The 20,293-nt window shown below is 61.6% G+C and carries 17 protein-coding genes and 5 pseudogenes; 12 read left to right on the forward strand and 10 right to left on the reverse strand.

All coding sequences use genetic code 11. The features are described 5' to 3' along the window. Window positions 1-762: 762 nt before the first annotated feature. The 4 genes and pseudogenes from M3I56_RS38055 to gtdA form a co-directional block, all read right to left on the reverse strand. Window positions 763-1,859 (reverse strand): annotated as a pseudogene (locus tag M3I56_RS38055) (3-hydroxybenzoate 6-monooxygenase). 43 nt (window positions 1,860-1,902) lie between these two features. Beyond that, window positions 1,903-2,553 carry a maleylacetoacetate isomerase gene (gene maiA, locus M3I56_RS38060; RefSeq protein ID WP_254358334.1) on the reverse strand — a complete coding sequence of 217 codons (651 nt, stop codon included), beginning with the start codon at window positions 2,551-2,553 and terminating at the stop codon, window positions 1,903-1,905. Window positions 2,554-2,582: 29 nt separating this feature from the next. Beyond that, window positions 2,583-3,281 carry a fumarylacetoacetate hydrolase family protein gene (locus tag M3I56_RS38065; protein ID WP_254358335.1) on the reverse strand — a complete coding sequence of 233 codons (699 nt, stop codon included), beginning with the start codon at window positions 3,279-3,281 and terminating at the stop codon, window positions 2,583-2,585. Between the two features lie 95 nt (window positions 3,282-3,376). Beyond that, complete coding sequence (gene gtdA / locus M3I56_RS38070; RefSeq protein WP_254358349.1) at window positions 3,377-4,426, reverse strand: gentisate 1,2-dioxygenase; 1,050 nt, start codon at window positions 4,424-4,426, stop codon at window positions 3,377-3,379. 157 nt (window positions 4,427-4,583) lie between these two features. Here gtdA and M3I56_RS38075 point away from each other — a divergent pair, with 157 nt between their 5' ends. Next, window positions 4,584-5,525, forward strand: coding sequence for a LysR substrate-binding domain-containing protein (locus M3I56_RS38075; protein WP_254358336.1), 942 nt, complete (start codon window positions 4,584-4,586; stop codon window positions 5,523-5,525). A 106-nt stretch (window positions 5,526-5,631) separates the two neighbouring features. Continuing rightward, window positions 5,632-6,639 carry an aldo/keto reductase gene (locus M3I56_RS38080; protein WP_254358337.1) on the forward strand — a complete coding sequence of 336 codons (1,008 nt, stop codon included), beginning with the start codon at window positions 5,632-5,634 and terminating at the stop codon, window positions 6,637-6,639. 21 nt (window positions 6,640-6,660) lie between these two features. Here the strand turns inward: M3I56_RS38080 and M3I56_RS38085 are convergent, their stop codons facing one another. Next, on the reverse strand, window positions 6,661-7,554 hold the full coding sequence (locus tag M3I56_RS38085; protein ID WP_254358338.1) for a LysR family transcriptional regulator: 894 nt from the start codon (window positions 7,552-7,554) through the stop codon (window positions 6,661-6,663). 154 nt (window positions 7,555-7,708) lie between these two features. On the opposite strand from M3I56_RS38085, the pseudogene M3I56_RS38090 reads away from it, so the two are divergent. Continuing rightward, window positions 7,709-7,939: pseudogene (locus M3I56_RS38090) on the forward strand (DDE-type integrase/transposase/recombinase); the annotation flags it as partial. 135 nt (window positions 7,940-8,074) lie between these two features. On the opposite strand, the gene M3I56_RS38095 reads toward M3I56_RS38090, so the two are convergent. Together M3I56_RS38095 and M3I56_RS38100 are read right to left on the reverse strand one after the other, a co-directional pair. Further along, a complete protein-coding gene (locus tag M3I56_RS38095; protein WP_254358339.1) occupies window positions 8,075-8,215 on the reverse strand; it encodes a carboxymuconolactone decarboxylase family protein in 141 nt (46 codons plus the stop codon). 76 nt (window positions 8,216-8,291) lie between these two features. Continuing rightward, window positions 8,292-8,587, reverse strand: a pseudogene (locus M3I56_RS38100) (LysR family transcriptional regulator); the annotation flags it as partial. A gap of 20 nt (window positions 8,588-8,607) precedes the next feature. Between M3I56_RS38100 and M3I56_RS38105 the strand changes: the two are divergent. The 8 genes and pseudogenes from M3I56_RS38105 to M3I56_RS38140 all read left to right on the forward strand — a co-directional run. After that, window positions 8,608-9,091: pseudogene (locus M3I56_RS38105) on the forward strand (LysR substrate-binding domain-containing protein); the annotation flags it as partial. Between the two features lie 78 nt (window positions 9,092-9,169). Further along, window positions 9,170-9,673 (forward strand): annotated as a pseudogene (locus M3I56_RS38110) (substrate binding domain-containing protein); the annotation flags it as partial. A gap of 132 nt (window positions 9,674-9,805) precedes the next feature. Then, window positions 9,806-10,573, forward strand: coding sequence for a class II aldolase/adducin family protein (locus M3I56_RS38115; RefSeq protein ID WP_254358340.1), 768 nt, complete (start codon window positions 9,806-9,808; stop codon window positions 10,571-10,573). Between the two features lie 76 nt (window positions 10,574-10,649). Then, a complete protein-coding gene (locus M3I56_RS38120; protein ID WP_254358341.1) occupies window positions 10,650-11,549 on the forward strand; it encodes a LysR family transcriptional regulator in 900 nt (299 codons plus the stop codon). 95 nt (window positions 11,550-11,644) lie between these two features. Continuing rightward, window positions 11,645-12,319 (forward strand): histidine phosphatase family protein, encoded by a 675-nt coding sequence (locus M3I56_RS38125; RefSeq protein WP_254358342.1) that lies wholly within the window; start codon window positions 11,645-11,647, stop codon window positions 12,317-12,319. A 22-nt stretch (window positions 12,320-12,341) separates the two neighbouring features. Further along, entirely contained in the window at window positions 12,342-13,361 is a 1,020-nt protein-coding gene (locus M3I56_RS38130) for a phosphotransferase (protein WP_254358343.1), read from the forward strand. A 46-nt stretch (window positions 13,362-13,407) separates the two neighbouring features. Then, window positions 13,408-14,172 (forward strand): SDR family oxidoreductase, encoded by a 765-nt coding sequence (locus tag M3I56_RS38135; RefSeq protein WP_254358344.1) that lies wholly within the window; start codon window positions 13,408-13,410, stop codon window positions 14,170-14,172. Between the two features lie 69 nt (window positions 14,173-14,241). After that, a complete protein-coding gene (locus M3I56_RS38140) occupies window positions 14,242-15,480 on the forward strand; it encodes an acyl-CoA dehydrogenase family protein (protein WP_254358345.1) in 1,239 nt (412 codons plus the stop codon). Between the two features lie 70 nt (window positions 15,481-15,550). Here M3I56_RS38140 and M3I56_RS38145 read toward each other — a convergent pair whose 3' ends face one another. The 3 genes from M3I56_RS38145 to M3I56_RS38155 all read right to left on the reverse strand — a co-directional run bounded on the left by M3I56_RS38145 (window position 15,551) and on the right by M3I56_RS38155 (window position 18,195). Continuing rightward, window positions 15,551-15,967, reverse strand: coding sequence for a cupin domain-containing protein (locus tag M3I56_RS38145; RefSeq protein WP_254358346.1), 417 nt, complete (start codon window positions 15,965-15,967; stop codon window positions 15,551-15,553). A 117-nt stretch (window positions 15,968-16,084) separates the two neighbouring features. Beyond that, the gene (locus tag M3I56_RS38150; RefSeq protein ID WP_302057182.1) at window positions 16,085-16,984 is read right to left on the reverse strand and encodes a LysR family transcriptional regulator; all 900 of its coding nucleotides are present in this window, start codon (window positions 16,982-16,984) and stop codon (window positions 16,085-16,087) included. 170 nt (window positions 16,985-17,154) lie between these two features. Next, entirely contained in the window at window positions 17,155-18,195 is a 1,041-nt protein-coding gene (locus M3I56_RS38155; protein ID WP_254358347.1) for a TniQ family protein, read from the reverse strand. 840 nt (window positions 18,196-19,035) lie between these two features. Between M3I56_RS38155 and M3I56_RS38160 the strand changes: the two genes are divergently transcribed. Further along, on the forward strand, window positions 19,036-20,049 hold the full coding sequence (locus tag M3I56_RS38160; protein WP_254358348.1) for a hypothetical protein: 1,014 nt from the start codon (window positions 19,036-19,038) through the stop codon (window positions 20,047-20,049). Window positions 20,050-20,293: the final 244 nt, after the last annotated feature.

Raw genomic sequence — 20,293 nt, forward strand, 5'->3', positions numbered from 1 at the left:
TGGTCAATTCGAGTGGTCTGGTGCGCTTGCGGGGGCAGAAACTGAAGCTCTCGATTGCGCTCAAGGGGCTGCGCGTGGCGGCCCGTCCAAAGGACGACGAAGACGGTGTATTCGAGCTCTGGTTTGCCCATCACCGTGTCGCGACACTTGACCTGAAAGCAGCATTGCCGTGAGTATCAGGTGTCAACGATGTCCTCATACATGTGTCAATCATGTCTCCAGTCTGTACACAGCGGCAAAGAAAGTAGGCAAAGAAAGCCGCTCAAACCGCCAATGCCTGCCACGGTTCACCTCGCGCCATCAATGGTTAATGGCTCCGGAGCGTCTGTCGCCTCGCACCTTCAAGGTTAGTGACAAGGCGCTCATACCTCCGGCGGCGCTGCGCCCGCCGTGGGGCATAACCCAAGACAGTTGATGTGCGTGCATACTCGCGAATCCTGATTCGTCCCATTTGGTTTCCCTTGCAGACCCAACCGCAGCGCGCGTAGCGAGCAGCGGGATGAATGACTGCCTTGTCACTAACTTGGGTGGTGCGAGGCGACAGACGCTCCGGAGCCATTCACCATTGATGGCGCGAGGTGAACCGTGGCAGGCATTGGCGGTTTGAGCGGCTTTCTTTGCCTACTTTCTTTGCCGCTGCGAAGAAAGTAGGTGCCGCCCCGCACAGGGGCAACGCCTGCATACCGACGCGAAAACAAGGAAAGGCCAAAGCGACTAGGAACTACGACCAGAACCCAGGCAAACCTCAAACGCACTAGCGGCTCAGACCGCGCCAGTATCGAGACAATTCTCAGCACTCCAACCATAAAGCCACTGCAGCGCGTCATAGAACTGCTCCTGGCTACGCCCCACCCACAGCGCATTGCGCACGAGCCGATCCACGCCCCTGGGACCGCTACGCCCAGCGTGACCGCATCCTCGAGCGCCTGGCAGGCGCCCTGCGCCACATACTGCGTCATCGGGTGCGCAGCGTCGCCGAGTATCGTGGCTCGCCCGAAGCTCCATCGCTCGACCGGATCGCGGTCGGCCGTGGCCCAGCGCTTCCACGACGTCGGGCGGTCGAGCATCTGCCGCGGCAACGCGTCGATTCCTTCGAAATAGGAAATGACTTCTTCCTTGCTGCCGTCTCGCACGCCCCAGACTTCCTGCTCCCGGCTATGGAAGGTCACGACGAGGTTGTACTGCCGTCCGCCGCGCAGCGGATAGTGCACGAGGTGGCAGTGCGGCCCCGCCCACACCACCGGCGCGTTGATCTGCAGATCCTTCGGCATGTTCTCCACGTCGACGACGGCGCGGTAGACCACGTGGCCCGTCACGCGCGGCTCGTCGCCGATCAGCGCCGCGCGCACCGCGGACTTCCCACCGTCGCAGCCGATCACGGCGTCGGCGCCGTAGCGCTCGCCATGCTGGTCGATCACGGTTACGCCTTGCTCGTTCTGTTCGAGCGACTTGATCTGCGTGTCGGTGCGGAACTGGATGAGCGGATTGTCCTTCACCGCTTCGAGAATCGACAGATGAATGTCCGCGCGATGAATCACGCCGTACGGATTGCCAAAGCGTTCGCGAAAGCGCTCGCTCGTTTCGATGCGCGCAACGGGCTTCGCGCTGGTCGCGTCCATGAGCGTGAGCGAGTCCGTGAACACGGCGCGATTGCGCGCCGCCTCGCCCGCGCCGAGCGCGTCGAGCGCCGTGAACGCATTGGGGCCGAGCTGGATGCCCGCGCCGATCTCGCCGATCTGCGGGGCCTGCTCGAGCAGCAGCACGCGGACGTCGGCCCGCGCAAGCGCGAGCGCCGCAGCAAGGCCGCCGATGCCACCGCCCACCACGATCGCGCTGCGTCTGGCGTTGGATGTATGCATGTCTTGTCTCCTGAATGACTTGTTTGAGGCCCGCGGCGCGCGGCTATTCGGTGTAATCGGGCTGACGCTGCGGCTCGGCTGCCGCGAATTCGGGATGCTCGCTGGCGTGTCGATACACAGCCATGCTGCGTGTGTAAGCGGACAAATCGCAGCCCATGCGCAACGCGTTGGCGATCTGCGGCACGAGGCAGCAGTCGGCCAGCGTGGGCGCCACGCCGAAGCACCACGGTCCATCGTGCGACCCGGCGCCCTGCGCGAGCAGGCGCTCCACGCCCGCCATGCCTTGCGCGACCCAGTGCCGATACCACGCGCTCTTCTGCTCCGGCGTCACGTCCAGCACATCCTGCAGATACTTGAGCACGCGCAGGTTGTTGACGGGATGCATGTCGCAGCCGATCAGGTACGCGAGTTCGAGCACGCGCGCACGCGCTTGCGGCTCTGCCGGAATCAGACGCGGCTCGGGATAGCGCGCATCGAGCCAGTCGATGATGGCGAGCGACTGGCCCAGATGGAAGTCGCCTTCGACGATCGCGGGCACGGCTGCCGAAGCGTTGATGTGCTCCACGTACTGCGGCGCGCGATGCTCGCCCGTGCGGATGTTGACGCCGAGATACTCATGCTCGACGCCCTTGAGCCGCAACGCGATGCGCACGCGGTACGAAGTCGAGCTATTGAAGAAGCTGTAGAGCTGCACGATGGACTTTCCTGTAGAGCGGATGCGGCTCAAACCACCTTCACGGTCAGCTCGCCAAGGCGCTCGACGCCCACCTTCATGGTGTCGCCGGCCTTCACGGGGCCCACGCCTTCGGGCGTGCCGGTGAAGATCACGTCGCCCGGTTCAAGGCGGAAGAACTTCGAGAGATACGAAACCGTTTCGGCCACCGACCAGATGAGGTACGAGACGTCGCTCTTCTGCTTCGTTTCGCCGTTCACGGTGAGCCACAGACCTGCGTTCTCGAAATGGCCGGCCTCGCTTGCCGGATGCACGGGGCCCACCGGCGCGGACAGATCGAACGCCTTGCCGATCTCCCAGGGGCGGCCCATTTCGCGCATCTTCATCTGCAGGTCGCGGCGCGTCATGTCGAGGCCCACAGCGTAGCCCCACACGTGCGAGAGCGCGTCTTCCTCGGCGATGTCCGAGCCCGCCTTGCCGATCACCGCCACGAGTTCGGCCTCGTAGTGGTAGTTCTGGGTTTGCGCCGGATACGGCAGTTCGAGCGTTTCGCCATAGGCGACCGGCACGATGGCGTTATCGGGCTTGCAGAAGAAGAAGGGCGGCTCGCGGTCCGGGTCGAAGCCCATTTCGCGCGCATGCGCGGCATAATTGCGGCCCACGCAGTACACGCGGCGCACGGCGAACTGATCGGTCGAGCCGGCGACGGCAAGGGCGACGGGCGCCTCGGGCTGGAAAACGAATGCCATGATGGTTGCTCTTGGAGAGAGTGAACAGATTGATATGGATGACGAATCAAGTTGCGAGCGCGTATCGAATCGGACGCGCGCTCGCCGTCAGGGCGTTAGCCGATGCGTTCTTCGCGCAGCAGATTGAGCGCGGCGAGCACAGGGCGATCGGAGTAGCTGAACAGCACCGCGTCGCTTTGCGCTTCGAGTTGCACCGGCACCCACGAGGGCGCAACGAACACGTCGTGCGGGTCAAACGCGAAGCGTTCCTCGCCGATGCGCACCGCGCCGCTGCCTTCCACCACGCAGTAGACGGTCGAATCGGTGCTGCGGTAGGTCTTGCCCTTGAAGCCCTTCGGCAGGAATTGCATGAAGGTCGCCATGGTGGGCATGGGCCAGCCGCCCGTGGCCGGATTCACGTAGCGCAGTTTGACGCCGTCCCAGTCGTCGAGTTCGCCGCCGCGGTAGAGCGTATCGAGCGCTTCGCGGCTGCGCGCATACGGGTAGCTGAAGATCGGCGAGGTCGGAGCGCTCACCGTATGGCGCATCGGCAGCATGTTGTGGCCGAAGCGCGCGTAGCTGTCGCCCTCGGGGCGCGCAATGGGCTGCGTGGCCTCGGGATAGTTCTCCGCGAAGCCCGCGTCGAGATGGGCGATGAGGGGAATGTCCAGACCGTCGAGCCACACCACGGGCTCGCCGCCTTCCTCGACGCACGGGTTGCCGTGATCGTGCCAGGTCCACGAGGGCGTGATGATGAAGTCGCCGGGGTGCATGGTTGTGCGCTCGCCGTTCACTGCCGTCCACGCGCCCTTGCCTTCGACGATGAAGCGCAGCGCCGACTGCGTATGGCGATGGCTCGGCGCGATCTCGCCGGGCAGGATCAGTTGCAGGCCGGCGTACAGATTGGGCGTGAGACTCGACTTGCCGGGCAGACCGGGATTTTCGAGCACGAGCACGCGCCGGATCGCCTCTTCGGCGCTGATGACCGTGCCTGCCTGCATGACGAGTTCGCGCAACTGCGCGTACTTCCAGATGGCGGCCAGGGCCTGCGGGCGCGGCGACTTCGGCACGAGGGCGGGCAGCGATTCCCAGAGCGGCGACATGCCGCTGCGGGTGATCTGCGCGTAGTAGGCTTCGCGTTCGGGCGTGGTTGCGCTGGCTGACATGCTGGACATGCGAGTCTCCTTTATTCCGTGTATTCGTCGGCACGGCGTTAGGCTTGCGTCGCCGTTGAACGAATTTATAAGCCAGCGCGCCATATCCAGTAAAATCATGATTTCTTCTTATCTATATGTTTTTGGGTATAGCTTAAGCGGGGGACACATGGACTGGACACATCGCCTGCGTCTGCGGCACCTGCAGATGCTGCTTTCCGTGGCGCAGACCGGCAATCTGAGCCAGTCGGCCGAGGCGCTCAACACCACGCAGCCGGCGCTTTCCAAGTGGCTCAAGGATCTCGAAGCCGATATCGGCTTGCCGCTCTTCGAGCGCCACGCGCGCGGCCTGCGGCCCACGCCCTACGGCGAGGCGCTGATCGAGCATGCGCGGCGCATCGAAGGCCACCTCGACAGCGCGCGCGACGACATGGATGCGCTGCGCGAGGGCGGCAGTGGGCTGATCTCGATCGGCACGTCGGGTGTTTCGGCGGCGGACACGGTGCCGCTCGCGGTCGCGCGCCTCGTCGAGGCCATGCCGCGCGCGCAGGTGCGCCTCGTCGAAAGCACGATGAACCTCATGATGCCGGCGCTTGTGCATGGGGACCTCGATATCGTGGTGGGACGCGCAGCAAACGCGCAGGTCGACCCGACGCTCGAAATGGAAACGCTCTATCGCGACCCGGTGAACTTCGTCGTGGGGCTCGGGCATCCGCTTGCGAAACGCCGCAAGCTGGACTGGCCCGATCTGTTCGAGTATGCGTGGATCGTCTGGCCGGCCGGCACGCCCATTCGCACGGCGCTCGAAACGGCGCTCGCCGCGGCGGGGCGCAGCATGCCGCGCCACACCGTGGAGTCGAATTCGTCGATGCTCAATGTGACGCTCCTGAACCAGACGCACCTGATCGGCGTGGCCTCGCATCGCGCGGCCGTGCGCTTCTCGCGGCTGAACGTGCTGCGCGTGCTTGCCATGCCGATGCCCCTCGGCAGCTCGGGCGGGGTGGCCATGTACTGGCGGCGCGACAGCGTGAGCCGCGCGGCGGTGGCGCTGGCGCTGGATTGTCTGCGCGAGAGCGCGAACCTGCCGGCGGAGGGCGCGGTTCTTCAATAGCGTTTCATGAATCCCATTCATGAAAGCATGCGCGATCCAGGCCTTTATCGAAAAACGACTACGTATTTAAATCGCTACTTTGGCAACGAGCTCGAAGAGAGAGGATATGGACTATCGCAATCTGGGCCGCAGTGCGCTCAAGGTTTCCCCGCTGTGCCTCGGCGCGATGATGTTTGGCGGCGAGACCGACGAGGCCGCGTCGAAGCGCATCATCGACAAGGCCTTCGAACAGGGGATCAACTTCATCGATACGGCCGATGTTTATCACGCGGGCCGCTCGGAAGAAATCGTCGGCCGGGCAATCGCGGCGCAGCGCGACAGCTGGGTCGTGGCGACGAAATTCGGTTTCCCGTTCGCACAGGGGCCGAATGAGCAGGGGCAGTCGCGCAAGTGGATCTACCAGTCGGTGGAGGCGAGCCTGAAGCGCCTTGGAACCGACTATATCGACATGCTCTACTTTCACCGCGCGCTGCCCGGCGTGCCGCTCGACGAAGCCGTGCGCGCCGTGGGCGATCTGATCCGCCAGGGCAAGGTGCGCTATTTCGGCGTGTCGAATTTCCGTGGCTGGCGCATTGCCGAGATCGTGCGCCTCGCCGACCAGATGGGCATGGACCGGCCCGTGGCGAGCGAGCCGCTCTATAACATCGTCGATCGTACGGCCGAGGTCGAGCAGTTGCCCGCGGCCGCGCATTACGGGCTGGGCGTCGTACCATACAGTCCGCTCGCGCGCGGCGTGCTGACCGGCAAATACGCCGTCGATGCACCGCCGCCCGGCGACAGTCGCGCGGGCCGCGGCGACCGGCGCATTCACCAGACGGAGTGGCGCGCCGAGTCGCTGCACATTGCGAGCGAGATCGCGAATTACGCGGCGCAGCGCGGCACGACGCCTGTTGCTTTCGCGCTCGCATGGGTGCTCAAGAATCGTCACGTCAGCTCGACGATCGCGGGCCCGCGCACCGAAGCGCATTGGGACAGCTATATCGACGCGCTGAGCCTTCAGCTCGGCCCCGATGACGAAACGTTCGTCGACAGCCTCGTGGCGCCAGGGCATGCCTCTACGCCGGGATATACGGATCCGGGTTATCCGGTCGAGGGGCGCAAGGCCGGCGTTTAATTTGCACCAGGACGCGCTGCGCTATGTGCGATAGCGCAGCGCGTCGATCACGAGCGCGAGCGCGCGCGACGACTGTCGCCGGCTCGGGTAAAACGCGTGATAACCGGGAAAAACCGGGCACCAGTCCTTGAGCACGCTTTTCAGGCGGCCTGCGCGGATGAACGGCAACGCGGCATTCTCGGGAACGAACGCGAGGCCGTGACCGTCCAGCGCGGCGTTGAGCATTTGCGGCATGGCGTTGAACGTGAGCTGGCCGTCCACGCGCACTTGCAACTCGTGCTCGTCCTTCTTGAGTTCCCACGCGTACAGGCCACCCGACGACGTGAGCCGCAGCGTAATGCAATTGTGCTTGAGCAGATCCTGCGGCGCGCGCGGCGCCTTCTGCGCGGTGAAATAATCGGGAGAACCGACGATCGCCATCCTGACGTCCGGCCCGATGCGCACCGCGATCATGTCTTTCTCGACCTGGTCGCCCAGGCGCACGCCGATGTCGTAGCGATCGGCGACGATGTCGCGCAGGCCGTAGTCCACGGTAATCTCGACCTTGATGTCGGGATAGTCGGCGAGGAGCGGGCGCAGCTTCGGCCAGATCACGGTGTCGATCGGATGATCGATCGCGGTGATGCGGATGGTGCCCGCCGGCTTGTCGCGCAGTTCGGTGAGCGCGGCAAGCTCGGCGTCGATCTGCTCGAAGCGCGGCGAGAGCGCCTGAAAGAGCCGCTCGCCGGCTTCCGTGGTGGCGACGCTGCGCGTGGTGCGCGTGAGCAGACGCAGGCCGAGGCGCGTTTCGAGGCTGCGGATGGTGTGGCTCAGCGCCGACTGCGAGACGCCGAGTTGCGCGGCCGCGCGCGTGAAGCTGCGCTCGCGCGCGACGGCCAGGAACGCAAGGAGATCGCTGAAGTTTTCACGCGCCATGATGGGGTTCGCTGTGGGGGCGGGTGGAGCGAATCGTATCAAACACGCGAACGTCAAGTGCGCGCCTCGCCTCCTTGATGCACATTCGCCGCGACGTGCTCCGGCAAGTCCGCTTGCACGGCGCTTGCAGCGCGCGTACGCCATGGAAACGCGTCGAGCAACGCCCATCAAGATCCGCCAGTCGAAGTATCTCAATAACGTAGTCGAGCAGGACCATCGGGCGATCAAGCAACGCACGTGACCCATGCTGGGGCTCAAAACCTTTCGCTGTGTCCGGATCTTGCTGGCCGAAATCGAACTGGTGATCACGATCGCCAAACAGATGCAGTGTGCTCGTGGCACCCATCCGAGCGCTGCTGAACAATTCTACGATCCCGCAATGTAAGCAGTGCATGGCATATAGACTTCGCCAACCATACGATCCTTACCGCGACGAAACCCATAAAGGCGCCAACAGAGGGATAGCGGTGGTCCCAGGGGGCGTCGTCGCCTCCGGCACGAGGGTCTGCTCAGGTCGCCCTTATTTTCCGGTCTCGTCAAAGAGCTTCCTCGCAATCTGCAAAGCCGTCATGGCGGCCGGCCAGCCCGCATAAAACGCCAGTTGCGTGATCGTCGCAACGATCTCGTCGCGTGAGAGACCGTTCTCGATGGCTTTTTTCAAATGAAAAATCTTCGCGGGCAAACGCTACCTTGACTAGCTAATGGATTCTTAAAGACCCTATAAGATAGGCTAATCAAATCCGCACGGTGCCCGCGGGCGTCTCGCGCAATTCGGTCAGTGCATCCAGTTCCGCCTCGATTTCGTCGAAGCGCTCGCCAATGGCCTGCATCAGGCGCTCGCCGGCTGCGGTAGGTGAAACGCTGCGCGTGGTACGCGTGAGGAGCCGGATCTGCAGGCGCTCCTCCAGCGCGCGCGAATGGTTTGGCTCAAAGCCGATTGAGTCACCCCCAGTGTGGCGGCAGCACGGGGGAAGCTGCCTTCGCGCGCCACGGTGACGAACGCCAGAAGATCATTGAGGTTGCGTCGGACCACAGCCATTTCTCCTGTCAGGAACCTGTGGCGACTATGTGCTGCACAGCATTCTGCTGCCGCAACTTGCTCCGCTACTGCATGAGTATCCGGACATCAAGCTGGAGTTCGACGTGAACTACGGATTCCGCGACATCGTGGCTGACCGGTTCGACGCGGGGGTGCGTCTCGGGAACACCATCGACAGGGACATGATCGCGGTGCCGATCGGGCCGCAGGGTGAATGTGCGCGTCGACGGTCAGTTGATTTTCAATACCACACAGCCCCAGGTGGACGCAGCGCTGGCTGGGCTGGGGATCGCGCTCCTGCCTGAAGACGAATTGATGCCGCACATGAAGTCGGGTCGCCTCGTGCGCGTGCTGGAGGAGTGGTGTCCGAAGTTCGAGGGCTATCACCTGTATTACCCAAGCAGGCGCCAGCCGTCGCCAGCATTCTCGCTCGTCGTGCAGGCTTTGCGCCTCGTTGAGTCTGGCCGGGCAAGCGTGCGCCTCATGCAAAAAGCATAATGGACCCGGAAGGGCAACTCATGTGCCAGTGCAGCAACCATTCGTGGGCGGAGTGGGAGGATGGCCTCAACCAGCGTCGTCGATGTCGCGATCCGGATCGGACGGCTGCAGGACCCGCAACTCGTGACGCGCCGGCTTGCACCGTGCCGGATGGTCGTGTGTGCGTCGCCCGCGTATCTCGAGCGGCATGGCACGCCGTGCACCCCCGACGACTTGCGGCGCGCGCAGCGCCTCGCCTTCAGCGAGGCCGTGTCGGCTGGCGACTGGACCTTGCTCGATGCGAGCAACCGCGCACATATCATCGACGGACCTTTCCGGATGGCGGCCAACAATACGCAGATGCTGCTCGGCGCCGCGCTGGCCGGAGCCGGCATTGCGTATGGTGCGACCTTCGTGTTCGGCGAGCACCTCGGGCGCGGCGAACTGGTGGCGCTGCTGCCGGACTATCGCGCGAGCGAGCTGGCGATCCAGGCGGTGTATCCGGGCGTGCGGCGCATACCGCTCAAGGTGCACCGGTTTGTCGATTACCTTGCTGGGACGTTTGGCGACGAACCGCCATGGGATCGCAAGGCGATGCCTTAGACAAGCGGTATCGAATGGCATGTGCCAGCCGCGGTTGAATGGAGTTGTCGCCTGGCGGACAATCTTTCGGCGAGTTCGCGCGCATCATGAGGACTCTCTCGATTTCACCAAATCCAACCAAGGAGCGTCGACATGGCTTCATCGTGTGTCAATGTCAAGAACGACGCGTCACCCGCAGAATGGGAGGCGCGAGTCAATCTGGCAGCTGCCTATCGCCTCACAGCGCTGTTCGGCTGGGACGATCTGGTGTTTACCCACATCTCGGCGCGCGTGCGCGGCCCGGAGCATCATTTCCTGATCAACCCGTACGGCATGATGTTCGAGGAAATCACGGCGTCCTCCCTGGTGAAGATCGACCTCGACGGCCGCAAGGTCAGCGAGTCGCCGTACGACATCAATCCGGCTGGCTTCACGATCCACAGCGCCGTGCATGCAGCACGTGACGACGCGCACTGCGTGATGCACACCCATTCGATCAACGGCGTTGCCGTGTCGGCCCAGGAGGCGGGACTGCTGCCGCTCTCGCAGCAGTCTCTCGGGGTGTTGGCGTCGCTCGGTTATCACGACTACGAGGGCCTTGCCCTGAACGAAGCCGAAAAGCCGCGCCTGGTTCGAGACCTCGGCGACAAAACGTATCTGATGCTGCGTAATCACGGGCTGCTGACCGTCGGCAGCACGCCGGCGGACGCCTTTGTCGCGATGTACTTCTTCGAGGCGGCCTGCATGATCCAGGTGCGCGCGCAGTCGGGCGGTGCAAAGCTGACGCCAATCGCGCAGCCCATTCTCGACGGCTTCAGGCAGCAGATCGTGGCGGTGACGCGCGGCGTCATGCCAGGGGCGCTCGTCTGGCCCGGTCTGCTGCGCCGGCTCGATCGAACTTATCCGGGGTATGCGGACTGACACTGGACGCGACGCGATCCGCGCTCGATCACGCCCTCGATTGACGGCGCTGCGATGGGCCGGTTAGGCTCCGGCCATGCGCCCATCCAAAGTCGATCTGAATCTCTTCGTCGTGTTCGAGGCCGTCTATCGAACGCGCAACCTCACGCGCGCGGCGGAATTGCTCTTCATCACGCAGCCCGCCGTGAGCAACGCGCTCGCGCGCATGCGCAAGGCATTCGACGATCCGTTGTTCGTGAGCACGCCGGCCGGCATGATGCCCACGCCCGTCTCCGAGAACATCATTGGGCGCGTGCGCGAGGCGCTGCAGTTGCTCGATTCGAGCACCCATGCCGGTGAACGCTTCGATCTGGCCTCGTCGCAGCGAACCTTCCGGCTCAGCATGAACGACCTGACCGAGACAATGCTGCTTCCTGCGCTGGAAGAAGTGTTGCAGCGTCTTGCGCCAGGCATCCGCATCGAGAGCTACTTCACGACGCGCCGCGACGTTCCCGAAGCGCTGGCGAGCGGCGCGGTCCATCTGGCGATCGATGCGCCGCTCATCGACGATCCGTACCTGGAGCAGGAGCCGATGGGCCGCGACCGTTACGCGTGCATGCTTCGCCAGGACCATCCGTTCGCGAAGAGGAAGCTCACGATCGACGACTACCTGCGCTTGGGCCATATCCATGTGTCCAGCCGCCGGCAGGGACCCGGTCTCGTCGATACCGAACTCAACAAGCTGGGACTCCGGCGCACCATCCAGACCCGCGTTCAGCACTATCTCGTCGCGCCCTTGATCGCGATGCGCACCGATCTCGTCCTGACTGCGCCGCTCATGTTGCTCAAGCGCTATGACGCACGCATCCTGGCGCTGCCGTTCGATCTCCCCGATCTCGAGACACATGGCTACTGGCACCGCAGCGTCACGGCCGATCCGGCTCATCGCTGGCTGCGCGAGCAGATTGGCCGCCTCATGCGCAAGCAGAGACCATAGGTGTCACGAATCGTTATGACGCAGTATCACCAGAATAAATTTCCTGAATAGCCTGTGTCCCAGTATCGTTTTCGTCATGTTCAGACGAGGTTGGCATGGCGGAACTCTACCTGGTGCGGCACGGGCAGGCGTCACTCGGCGCCGAAAACTATGACGAGCTTTCAGCTTGCGGCCGCACCCAGTCGCGCTGGCTGGGCGAATACTGCGCGCAGGCAGGCTTGACGTTCGATCGCGTCGTGACCGGCACGATGCGGCGGCACGCACAGACTGCGGACGCCTTGCTCACCGCGATGGGCGGCGCGCCCGCGGAGATCGTGCAGGACGCGGACCTGAACGAGTACGATTTTCACGCCCTGTTTTCTGCGCTCGGCGAGAGCGGTCTGGCGTCCGGCCTGCTGGCCGAAGGCTCGATGAAGCCCTTCTACAAGGGACTCAAGCAGGTCTTGCAGCTCTGGTCGGAGGATAAGCTGCCCGGGCGCGTTCCCGAGACCTGGCGGCAGTTACAGGCGCGCTGCGAGCGTGCACGCCGCGCCATTCAACGCGGCGGCGGCAAGCGGATTCTGGTGGTGAGTTCAGGCGGACCGATTGCCGTGTTCACCCAGCAGGTTCTTCAGGCGCCGGCTGCGGCCGCGATTGCGCTCAACATGCAGATCCGCAACAGCAGCGTGAGCCAGTACGTCTTCAATGACAGCGCGATGTCGCTGGTCACCTTCAACACCCTGCCGCATCTCGAACAGGCCGAGAGGCGCGAACACGTCACCTATGGCTGATGCGAATCCGGATTTCCGCTCCATGATGAATGCAAGTCTTCAGTTCGATGTCGATGCACTCGCGCGCTATCTGGCCGCGCACGTGCCCGGCTTTCAGGGGCCGATGGTCGTCGAGAAGTTCGCTGGCGGACAGTCGAACCCCACGTTTCTTCTCGATGCGCAAAGCGGCCGCTATGTGCTGCGGCGTCAGCCGCCGGGTGAACTGCTCAAGTCCGCGCATGCCGTGGACCGCGAATTCCGCGTGCTGAGCGCGCTCGGCAGCACGCCGGTTCCTGTCGCGCGGGCTTTGCATCTTTGCGAGGACCGCGACGTGATTGGCAGCCTGTTCTACGTGATGAGCTTTGAAGAGGGCGAAATCTATTGGGATCCAGCTTTGCCCGCGCTGCCCGTTGATGAGCGTCACGCCGTGTACGACGCGCTGATCGGCACGATGGCGGCTTTGCACGATGTGGGTGTCGAGTCCGTTGGCCTCGCCGACTACGGCCGCGCGGGCAACTACTTCTCACGGCAGATCGAAGTCTGGACGAAGCAATATCGCGCGGCGCAGACCGACGACCTCGACGCCATGGAAGCGCTGATCGACTGGCTGCCGGCGCACTGTCCGGCCGAAGCGGGCAAGCCTTCGCTCGTGCACGGCGACTTTCGCATCGATAACCTCATCTTCCACCGAGGCACGCCGAAGGTTCGCGCCGTGCTCGACTGGGAACTCTCCACGCTCGGCAATCCGCTCGCCGACCTCGCGTACTTCTGCATGTGCCTGCGGCTGCCGCCCAAAGGCCATATCGGCGGTCTCGCGGGGCTGGACAGGGCAGCGCTTGGCGTGCCGGGCGAGGCCGCGATCGTCGAGCGGTATTGCAGCTTGCGGGGAATCGGATCGGTCGGGAACTGGAATTTTTACCTGGCGTTCAGCTTCTTCCGGCTCGCCGCCATCGCTCAGGGCGTGAAAAAGCGTGCGCTGGGCGGCAACGCATCGCATGAGAAGGCGCGCCAGGTCGGCGAAATGACCGGTGCGCTCGCGAAGATGGGCGTCGACGTCATTTGATGCCCGGCGTTTGACGCGGACACGCGACTACATTGAGGAGACAGTTGTGACGACTAATTTGTTCGATCTGAGCGGAAAGATTGCATTGGTCACCGGCGCGAGCCGTGGTATCGGCGAGGAGATCGCGAAGCTGCTGGCAAAACAGGGCGCCCATGTGATCGTGTCGAGCCGCAAGCTCGACGACTGCGAAACCGTGGCGCGCGGCATCCGGGAAGCGGGCGGCAGCGCCGAGGCGTATCCGTGCCACGTGGGGCGTCTCGACGACATCCAAGGCGTTTTCCAGCACATCCGCTCGAAACATGGCCGGCTGGACATCCTCGTGAACAACGCGGCGGCGAATCCGTATTTCGGCCACATTCTCGACACCGATCTTTCGTCGTTTGAAAAGACGGTGGAGGTCAACCTGCGTGGCTACTTCTTCATGTCGGTCGAGGCGGGCAAGCTGATGCGCGAGCACGGCAGCGGTGCGATCGTCAACACGGCTTCCGTCAATGCACTGCAGCCCGGCGACAAGCAGGGCATCTATTCGATCACCAAAGCCGCAGTGGTCAACATGACGCGGGCATTCGCCAAGGAGTGCGGGCCGCTCGGCATCCGTGTGAACGCGCTGCTGCCGGGTCTCACCAAGACGAAATTCGCCGGGGCGCTGTTCGAAGACCAGGCCATGTACGAAAGCTGGATGACGAAGATTCCGCTGCGCCGCCATGCGGAGCCTCGCGAGATGGCCGGCACCGTGCTGTATCTCGTCTCCGATGCGGCGAGCTACACCAACGGCGAGTGCATCGTCGTGGACGGTGGCCTGACGATTTGACGATGGGAGCGGCGCGCGTCATGGACCCACGCGCCGCACGACATTCACCATGATGCAAGGAAGAGCAAGATGGACTTTGCCTATAGCCCGAAAGTCGAAGCGCTGCGCACGCAGTTGCGCGCGTTCATGGACACGCGTATCGTGCCGCGCATCCACCAATGGCACGAAGAAGTGAGCGCGGGGCAGTATCCCGTTTCCTTCATGGAAGACCTGAAGGAGAAGGCGCGTGCGGAAGGCCTCTGGAACCTGTTCCTGCCGCATCTGCGCGACGACGAGCCGGGCACGCGTCTGACCAATCTCGAGTACGCGCCGCTGGCCGAGATCATGGGGCGCGTGTCGTGGGCTTCCGAGGTGTTCAACTGCAATGCGCCGGACACGGGCAACATGGAACTGCTCCATATGTTCGCCACGCCGGCGCAGCGCACGAAGTGGCTCGAGCCGCTGCTCAATGGCAAGATCCGCTCGGCGTTTGCGATGACGGAGCCCGCAGTGGCGTCCTCGGACGCGACCAATATCACCACATCGATTCGACTCGACGGCGACGACTATGTGATCGACGGCCGCAAATGGTTCATCACGAACGCGGCGCACCCGAATTGCCAGTTGTTCATCGTCATGGGCAAAACCGATCCGGACGCGCCCGCGCACCGTCAGCAAAGCATGATTCTCGTGCCGCGCGATACGCCGGGCGTGAAGATCATCCGCAATATCACGGTGGTCAACCACACGGCGCCCGAAGGCCACTGCGAGATCGAATTCAAGGGCGTGCGCGTGCCGCGTTCGAACCTGCTCGGCGAAGAAGGCAGCGGCTTCGCGCTCGCCCAGGCGCGTCTGGGACCGGGCCGCATTCACCACTGCATGCGCTCGATCGGCGCCGCCGAACTGGCACTCGAACTGATGATCGAACGCGCGCAGGCGCGCACGGCGTTCGGCAAGAAGCTCTATCAGCACGGCTCCGTTGGCGAGTGGATCGCGAAGTCGCGTATCGAAATCGATCAGGCCAGGCTCTTCGTGCTGAAGGCGGCCTGGATGATCGACAACGTGGGTGCGAAGGAGGCACGCAAGGAAATCGCCATGATCAAGGCGCTCGTGCCGGGCGTGCACACCGCCGTATGTGAGCGCGCGATCCAGACCTTCGGCGCGATGGGCCTGAGCCCCGACACGCCGCTGGCGGACAGCTGGACCTGGGGGCGCGCATTGAAGTTCGCCGATGGCCCCGACGAGGTGCATCTCCAGAGCATTGCGCGCATGGAGATCAAGGCGCGGCCCTATGAGCCGGGCCATGAGAGTCCTTACCTGACGCGTTAGCGAGAGGTCTCGCGATTGCTTTGGGACGCACCCACGAGCGATCGCGTTTCCTCCGTAGGCTAGGCAGCACTCAGATCCAGAGATCGTTTTCCACCGTGCGTTCGCTGCGCGCGCCGTCGCCGGTGTTGGCCACGCCGCGCGGCTCGATCAGCAGGAGCTTCACTTCGCCGATTGCGCGGGGCTTGTGTTCGGCGCCCTTCGGCACGACGGCGAGTTGGCCCGCACGCACGACGATGGGTCCCTCGCGTGTGTCGATGCGCAGCTCGCCTTCGAGCACGATGAACGTTTCGTCGGTGTCGGCGTGGCTGTGCCAGACAAAGTCTCCCGCAAGCTTGACGACCTTGAACTGATAGTCGTTCATCTCGGCAACCACGCGCGGTTGCCAGTGGCCCTCGATCAGGGCGATCTTGCCGAGCAGGTCGATGGTCTGGCCCTGGCCGCGCGCGGCCGGAGCGTTGGGGTGTGCGGCTGTGGGTGTGGATGTCATTCGGCGGCTCCGTTGCGCTGATCAGCGCCCAGTCGTGGATATTGACGAAGCCGAGGGTACGCCGCTTTAGCAGCGCGTGTCTTGAACGATCGTGACGATGCTGTGCGTCGCCTGCAGCTACACAGCGCGCGCGATCTGCTCGCGCAGCCAGCGGTGCGCGGGGTCGCGATGCGAGCGCTCGTGCCAGAGCATGCACATTTCGTAGCCAGGTACCTCGACAGGCGGTTCGACCACGCGCAGCGCAGCGCTTTCGCGTACGAGCCGCCACGGCAGCATCGCCACCAGGTCGCTGCGTTCGAGTACTGAAACGACAAAAAGAAAGTGCGGAACGGAGAGCACGACGCGCCGCGTGAGTCCGGTTTGCGAAAGCGTTTCGTCGGTGATGCCGCGAAATCCGCCGCCATCGGGCGAGACGATCACGTGCTCCAGTGCGCAAAACTGCTTGACGCTCGGACGGCGCTTGAGGCGCGGATGGTCCGCGCGGCCCGCAAGCACGTAGCGCTCGGTGAAGAGCGTGCGCCGGCGCAGGTTCTCGGGTGCGTCGCTGGTGGTATGGAACGCCAGATCGATTTCGCCCTGCGCCGCCTGCTTCGCAACGCGCGCAGGCGCGAGTTCGACCACGGCAAGGCGCGTATGCGGCGCGGCCTCGCGCAAGCCACGCAGCGCCGGCAACGCGATGGTGGACTCGCCATAGTCGCTCGCGGCCACGCACCAGGTATCGCGGGCGCTCGCCGGATCGAACGGGCTCTCGGGCGCAATTGCCCGCTCGAGCAATTCGAGCGCCTCGCGCAGGGGCTCGCGCAACGCCAGCGCGCGAGCCGTGGGCTGCATGCCGCGTGGGCCTGGCAGCAGCAGTGGATCGCCCAATATCTCGCGCAGCCTCGCCAGATGCACGCTAACCGAGGGCTGCGAGAAGTTCAGGCGTTGCGCCGCGCGTGTGACGTTGTGCTCGGCGAGCAGCACGTCGAGCTGTTCTTCGACAAAAAAATTGAAAACTAAAAAACGTAAGATTCGCAAGGGACTGGCAGATAAGTGAAATATTGGCAATCATTTCGGTAGCGGTCTTAAGGTCGCGTGATCTGCGCGCCAGCAGGTTCTCCGCGCTTCGGACTTGCTTTCACCGGGCGTCCATATTGTGCACCGCCATAGATTCTGCTGAATGCAATTCGTTGAGAATCCTTTCGTTCTTAGCGAGTGCTTGGCATTTCATCTGGAACCAGCGAATGTAGAGAGCAACCTCTTCTATGTCGAACAGCGGGCTCTAGGTTGAATTGCTCATACTGGTAATAGAACGACTCCCAACTTCCAAAAAGCCACGCAACTAGCAGGCAGAAGACATCGGGGCTGTAGGATGGCCCCGCGCTCAATACTCTATAGATGGCTATCTGCAGTTCTTCGCTACTTAAACGCAGTCCAAAAGTTGCTTGGTCGTCCACAATAGGCGCGTAATATGTGAGAAACAACCGCGTCACCTGTTCATGGAAGTGCAAATTCAGTGGGTCCCCGGTGACGTGCATCCCTTTGAGTGCGCGAGCGAAAACGTCGCGTATAGTAGAAGCGTTGGAGCAATCAGGCGAGGTTGCCGCCATCGCGTTGCAAACTTGCGCTGCTTTTTTCAGGAGCGGTTTGGCGCTCGCCGTAGGAATGGTGATGTCATAGTCGCTTGAGAAAAAAGCGTTTGCCGTTGGTAAAGACCAGCGATGCAACAAGGTTGGCGCGACCAGCATGCACTCATGTAATAAACAGATTCGTGTTGCTGGTAGCATGTGTTCGTTATGCCAGTATCCAACACCACAATTTGCATTGTCTTGCTTGAGGCATATCGGGCAATATCGTAACCTTGTAAATTGCCCGGACGGCCAATAGAAGCCGCGAAGCATGCTCTTCCAATATTTCCATCCAGGCTGGCCAAACCCCGAGATGAAGCGTTGACGGTGGGGCGGTTTCAAAAAAGAAATGAAGAAAGGAACTGGGGAATGCTCAAGCACAATTGACTCGCAGGTTCCTAGCATTCCTTGAGAAATCGAGGAAAAGTGATCAAGCCCGGTTATAAACAGAGGATTGTTTCCTGCCCACGCGTGCCGGAAGAGCTGACGAGCCGTAACAATGGGGTCTTGATATGACGCCAAAAGGTGATAGCGACACGCCAATGAATGAATCGTTTCGTTAGGGAGCCATCCGGGAAGAAGGGCCACTGAACAGGGATTGGTCTTGGGTTGAGGTAGCACGGCGCGTCTCCAAGGTTTTCGAGCAGGCTGCGGCTGGTTTCGATGCCCTTTGCAAAGATCGAGCGATTAAATTGCAGGTTCATTCATCGGCACCGTTCTATAGGACGGTACTCTATGCGCGAAAAGTTCTCCTGCAACAAGTTCGGCTTCATCCCGTTCATCCGGTTCGGTGCAACACTCGGGTCAGTGATTGCATCAACAGGCCTCACCAGCACGTACACCAGTTACTCCCGCGCCGCGACAGCCCTTTTGGGAGTAAGTCCTCCCAGTCCGTTCACCTACATGGGTACGAACGTCCGCCAGTTTGCGCTAGCGATAGACGCAGGGCCGTTTAAAGACGCAAGATCAATTCTGCAAAATTTTACGCTCTGGCCACTTCATGCATATGTCCTGCCGGAAGCAATACGTGAGGCGTGGTCAATGGAGCCCAACCCCGGAAAGGGCGCACGGTTGAGGCATTATCTGAGAGCGGATGCGAGGCGCCCCCTCGCGAAACCGACGCCACATCTTTGTCTTAGCTGTGTCGCGGAGGATCTAAAAAAAATGGGCGTGGCATATTGGCGTGTTTATCATCAAATACCATGTATCGATCATTGTCCATATCACCGTGAATTGACTCTTGATCACTGTAGCAGCTGTGGAGCATTTTTCTCCACGCGTTGGACGCTTCCCCTTCCGTCTCTGCGTTGTAATACTTGCGGGGAAAAACTAGTCAACATTGAAAAGTCAAAATACGTCCAGCCGTACTGGAACGTGCTGTCAATGCTCGCTGATCTATTTCGAGGGGGGTGGGGACTGCTCAGTCCCGAATCCAGACTGGAACGTTATAAGAAATTTTCGATGAAATTGGATGAAATAGATAAGAATGATGAAATAATATTCATCGCTGAATATCTTAAAGATAATTGGCAGGCTTTCTGTTTAAAAGAATTGTGCGAGAGAACGGGCGCTATTATTAGTACCGGGTCAATCCGCCGTGCATTGTCAGGAGCCGATAGCGGTTGTGATCCAATGTTACATTTAGTTTTGCTGGAGGCTTTCGACAGCTTTTCTGGACAACACTGGAAGAAGACGAAGACAGCCATGCGGATCAATGAGGTCCGTGAAAGTGCCAAAACGTCAGTCGTCGGCGGGATCGAGATCCCGCATGTTGTAGCAGAGGAGTTACTGGAAACATTGAGATTGTTCGGGGTGCCTGATGCAATTATCGGCCAATCAGATAAATCCGGATTTTGGAGTAAGATAAAAGAACAATGTCATTTAACCAGATCAAAAATATTTGAATTTGTTCCCTTGATTTCCGGATTGTCGGGAAAGAGTAAAAATGCGATATCAATCTCAGAGGCCCAGAACGATGCAAGGCATCAGATCAAACGTGTGATGGGTGGTGCAAAAACGATCTTACGTTCGACGCTTTGGTCCAAGTGCAGATCCGCTATGAAATGGGCTATCAGGAACGACAGTGAATGGTTCGATAGAGTGGCACCGAGACAGCGATCGATTTTCGTGGATGGCGACGTTCTTCAGGTCCGGAAGCGGGTTAGAAGAGAAATAAGCCTGATGATCAATGATAATCCTCAGATGTCTCGTACGGAACTCTGGTCGACACCACTTAAAGGCGCGCTTTTGTGGGCGAGCAAGCAAGATAAGGAATGGCTTATTAAGATACTGCCATATGCCAAAATAGGCGGCGCAGGGAAGCCCTATTTGATAATTCGGCGTGCGATGAGAAATGAGATCAAGGATGCAGTAGACCGTGGCGTCGCACGATCCCGCACTGAACTCTGGAGGAAACGTCAAACTGCGACGAAATGGTTGTCAATACATGACAAGAGGTGGCTCGATAGAACGTAAGCGGCAGTTTCTCCTCACATAGATCCTGATCTGAAAACAGCGCAGGATGTGTCCACGGTTTTTTAATGGACACACCCTTCATGGACGAGAACTGCGCAGATTTTTTGCCCTTGCGTGCGACCAACGTTGGTGTCGAAGGCAAGCGGACTTTCGACAAGCGTGACAAACAGAGGCTGATTGAAGCCTGCCTGAAGCCGGGCGTGTCGATCGCGGGTATGGCGCTGAAGGCGGGCGTGAACGCCAA

This window comes from Paraburkholderia sp. CNPSo 3281 (assembly GCF_024206515.1).
GTDB lineage: Bacteria > Pseudomonadota > Gammaproteobacteria > Burkholderiales > Burkholderiaceae > Paraburkholderia > Paraburkholderia nodosa.

Bases quoted from the DNA above. Each gene is read 5' to 3' on its own strand.
- M3I56_RS38065 (WP_254358335.1), bottom strand. From the start codon at position 3,281: ATGGCATTCGTTTTCCAGCCCGAGGCGCCCGTCGCCCTTGCCGTCGCC.
- gtdA (WP_254358349.1), bottom strand. From the start codon at position 4,426: ATGTCAGCCAGCGCAACCACGCCCGAACGCGAAGCCTACTACGCGCAG.
- M3I56_RS38075 (WP_254358336.1), top strand. From the start codon at position 4,584: ATGGACTGGACACATCGCCTGCGTCTGCGGCACCTGCAGATGCTGCTT.
- M3I56_RS38080 (WP_254358337.1), top strand. From the start codon at position 5,632: ATGGACTATCGCAATCTGGGCCGCAGTGCGCTCAAGGTTTCCCCGCTG.
- M3I56_RS38085 (WP_254358338.1), bottom strand. From the start codon at position 7,554: ATGGCGCGTGAAAACTTCAGCGATCTCCTTGCGTTCCTGGCCGTCGCG.
- M3I56_RS38115 (WP_254358340.1), top strand. From the start codon at position 9,806: ATGGCTTCATCGTGTGTCAATGTCAAGAACGACGCGTCACCCGCAGAA.
- M3I56_RS38120 (WP_254358341.1), top strand. From the start codon at position 10,650: ATGCGCCCATCCAAAGTCGATCTGAATCTCTTCGTCGTGTTCGAGGCC.
- M3I56_RS38125 (WP_254358342.1), top strand. From the start codon at position 11,645: ATGGCGGAACTCTACCTGGTGCGGCACGGGCAGGCGTCACTCGGCGCC.
- M3I56_RS38130 (WP_254358343.1), top strand. From the start codon at position 12,342: ATGATGAATGCAAGTCTTCAGTTCGATGTCGATGCACTCGCGCGCTAT.
- M3I56_RS38140 (WP_254358345.1), top strand. From the start codon at position 14,242: ATGGACTTTGCCTATAGCCCGAAAGTCGAAGCGCTGCGCACGCAGTTG.
- M3I56_RS38145 (WP_254358346.1), bottom strand. From the start codon at position 15,967: ATGACATCCACACCCACAGCCGCACACCCCAACGCTCCGGCCGCGCGC.
- M3I56_RS38160 (WP_254358348.1), top strand. From the start codon at position 19,036: ATGAAATTGGATGAAATAGATAAGAATGATGAAATAATATTCATCGCT.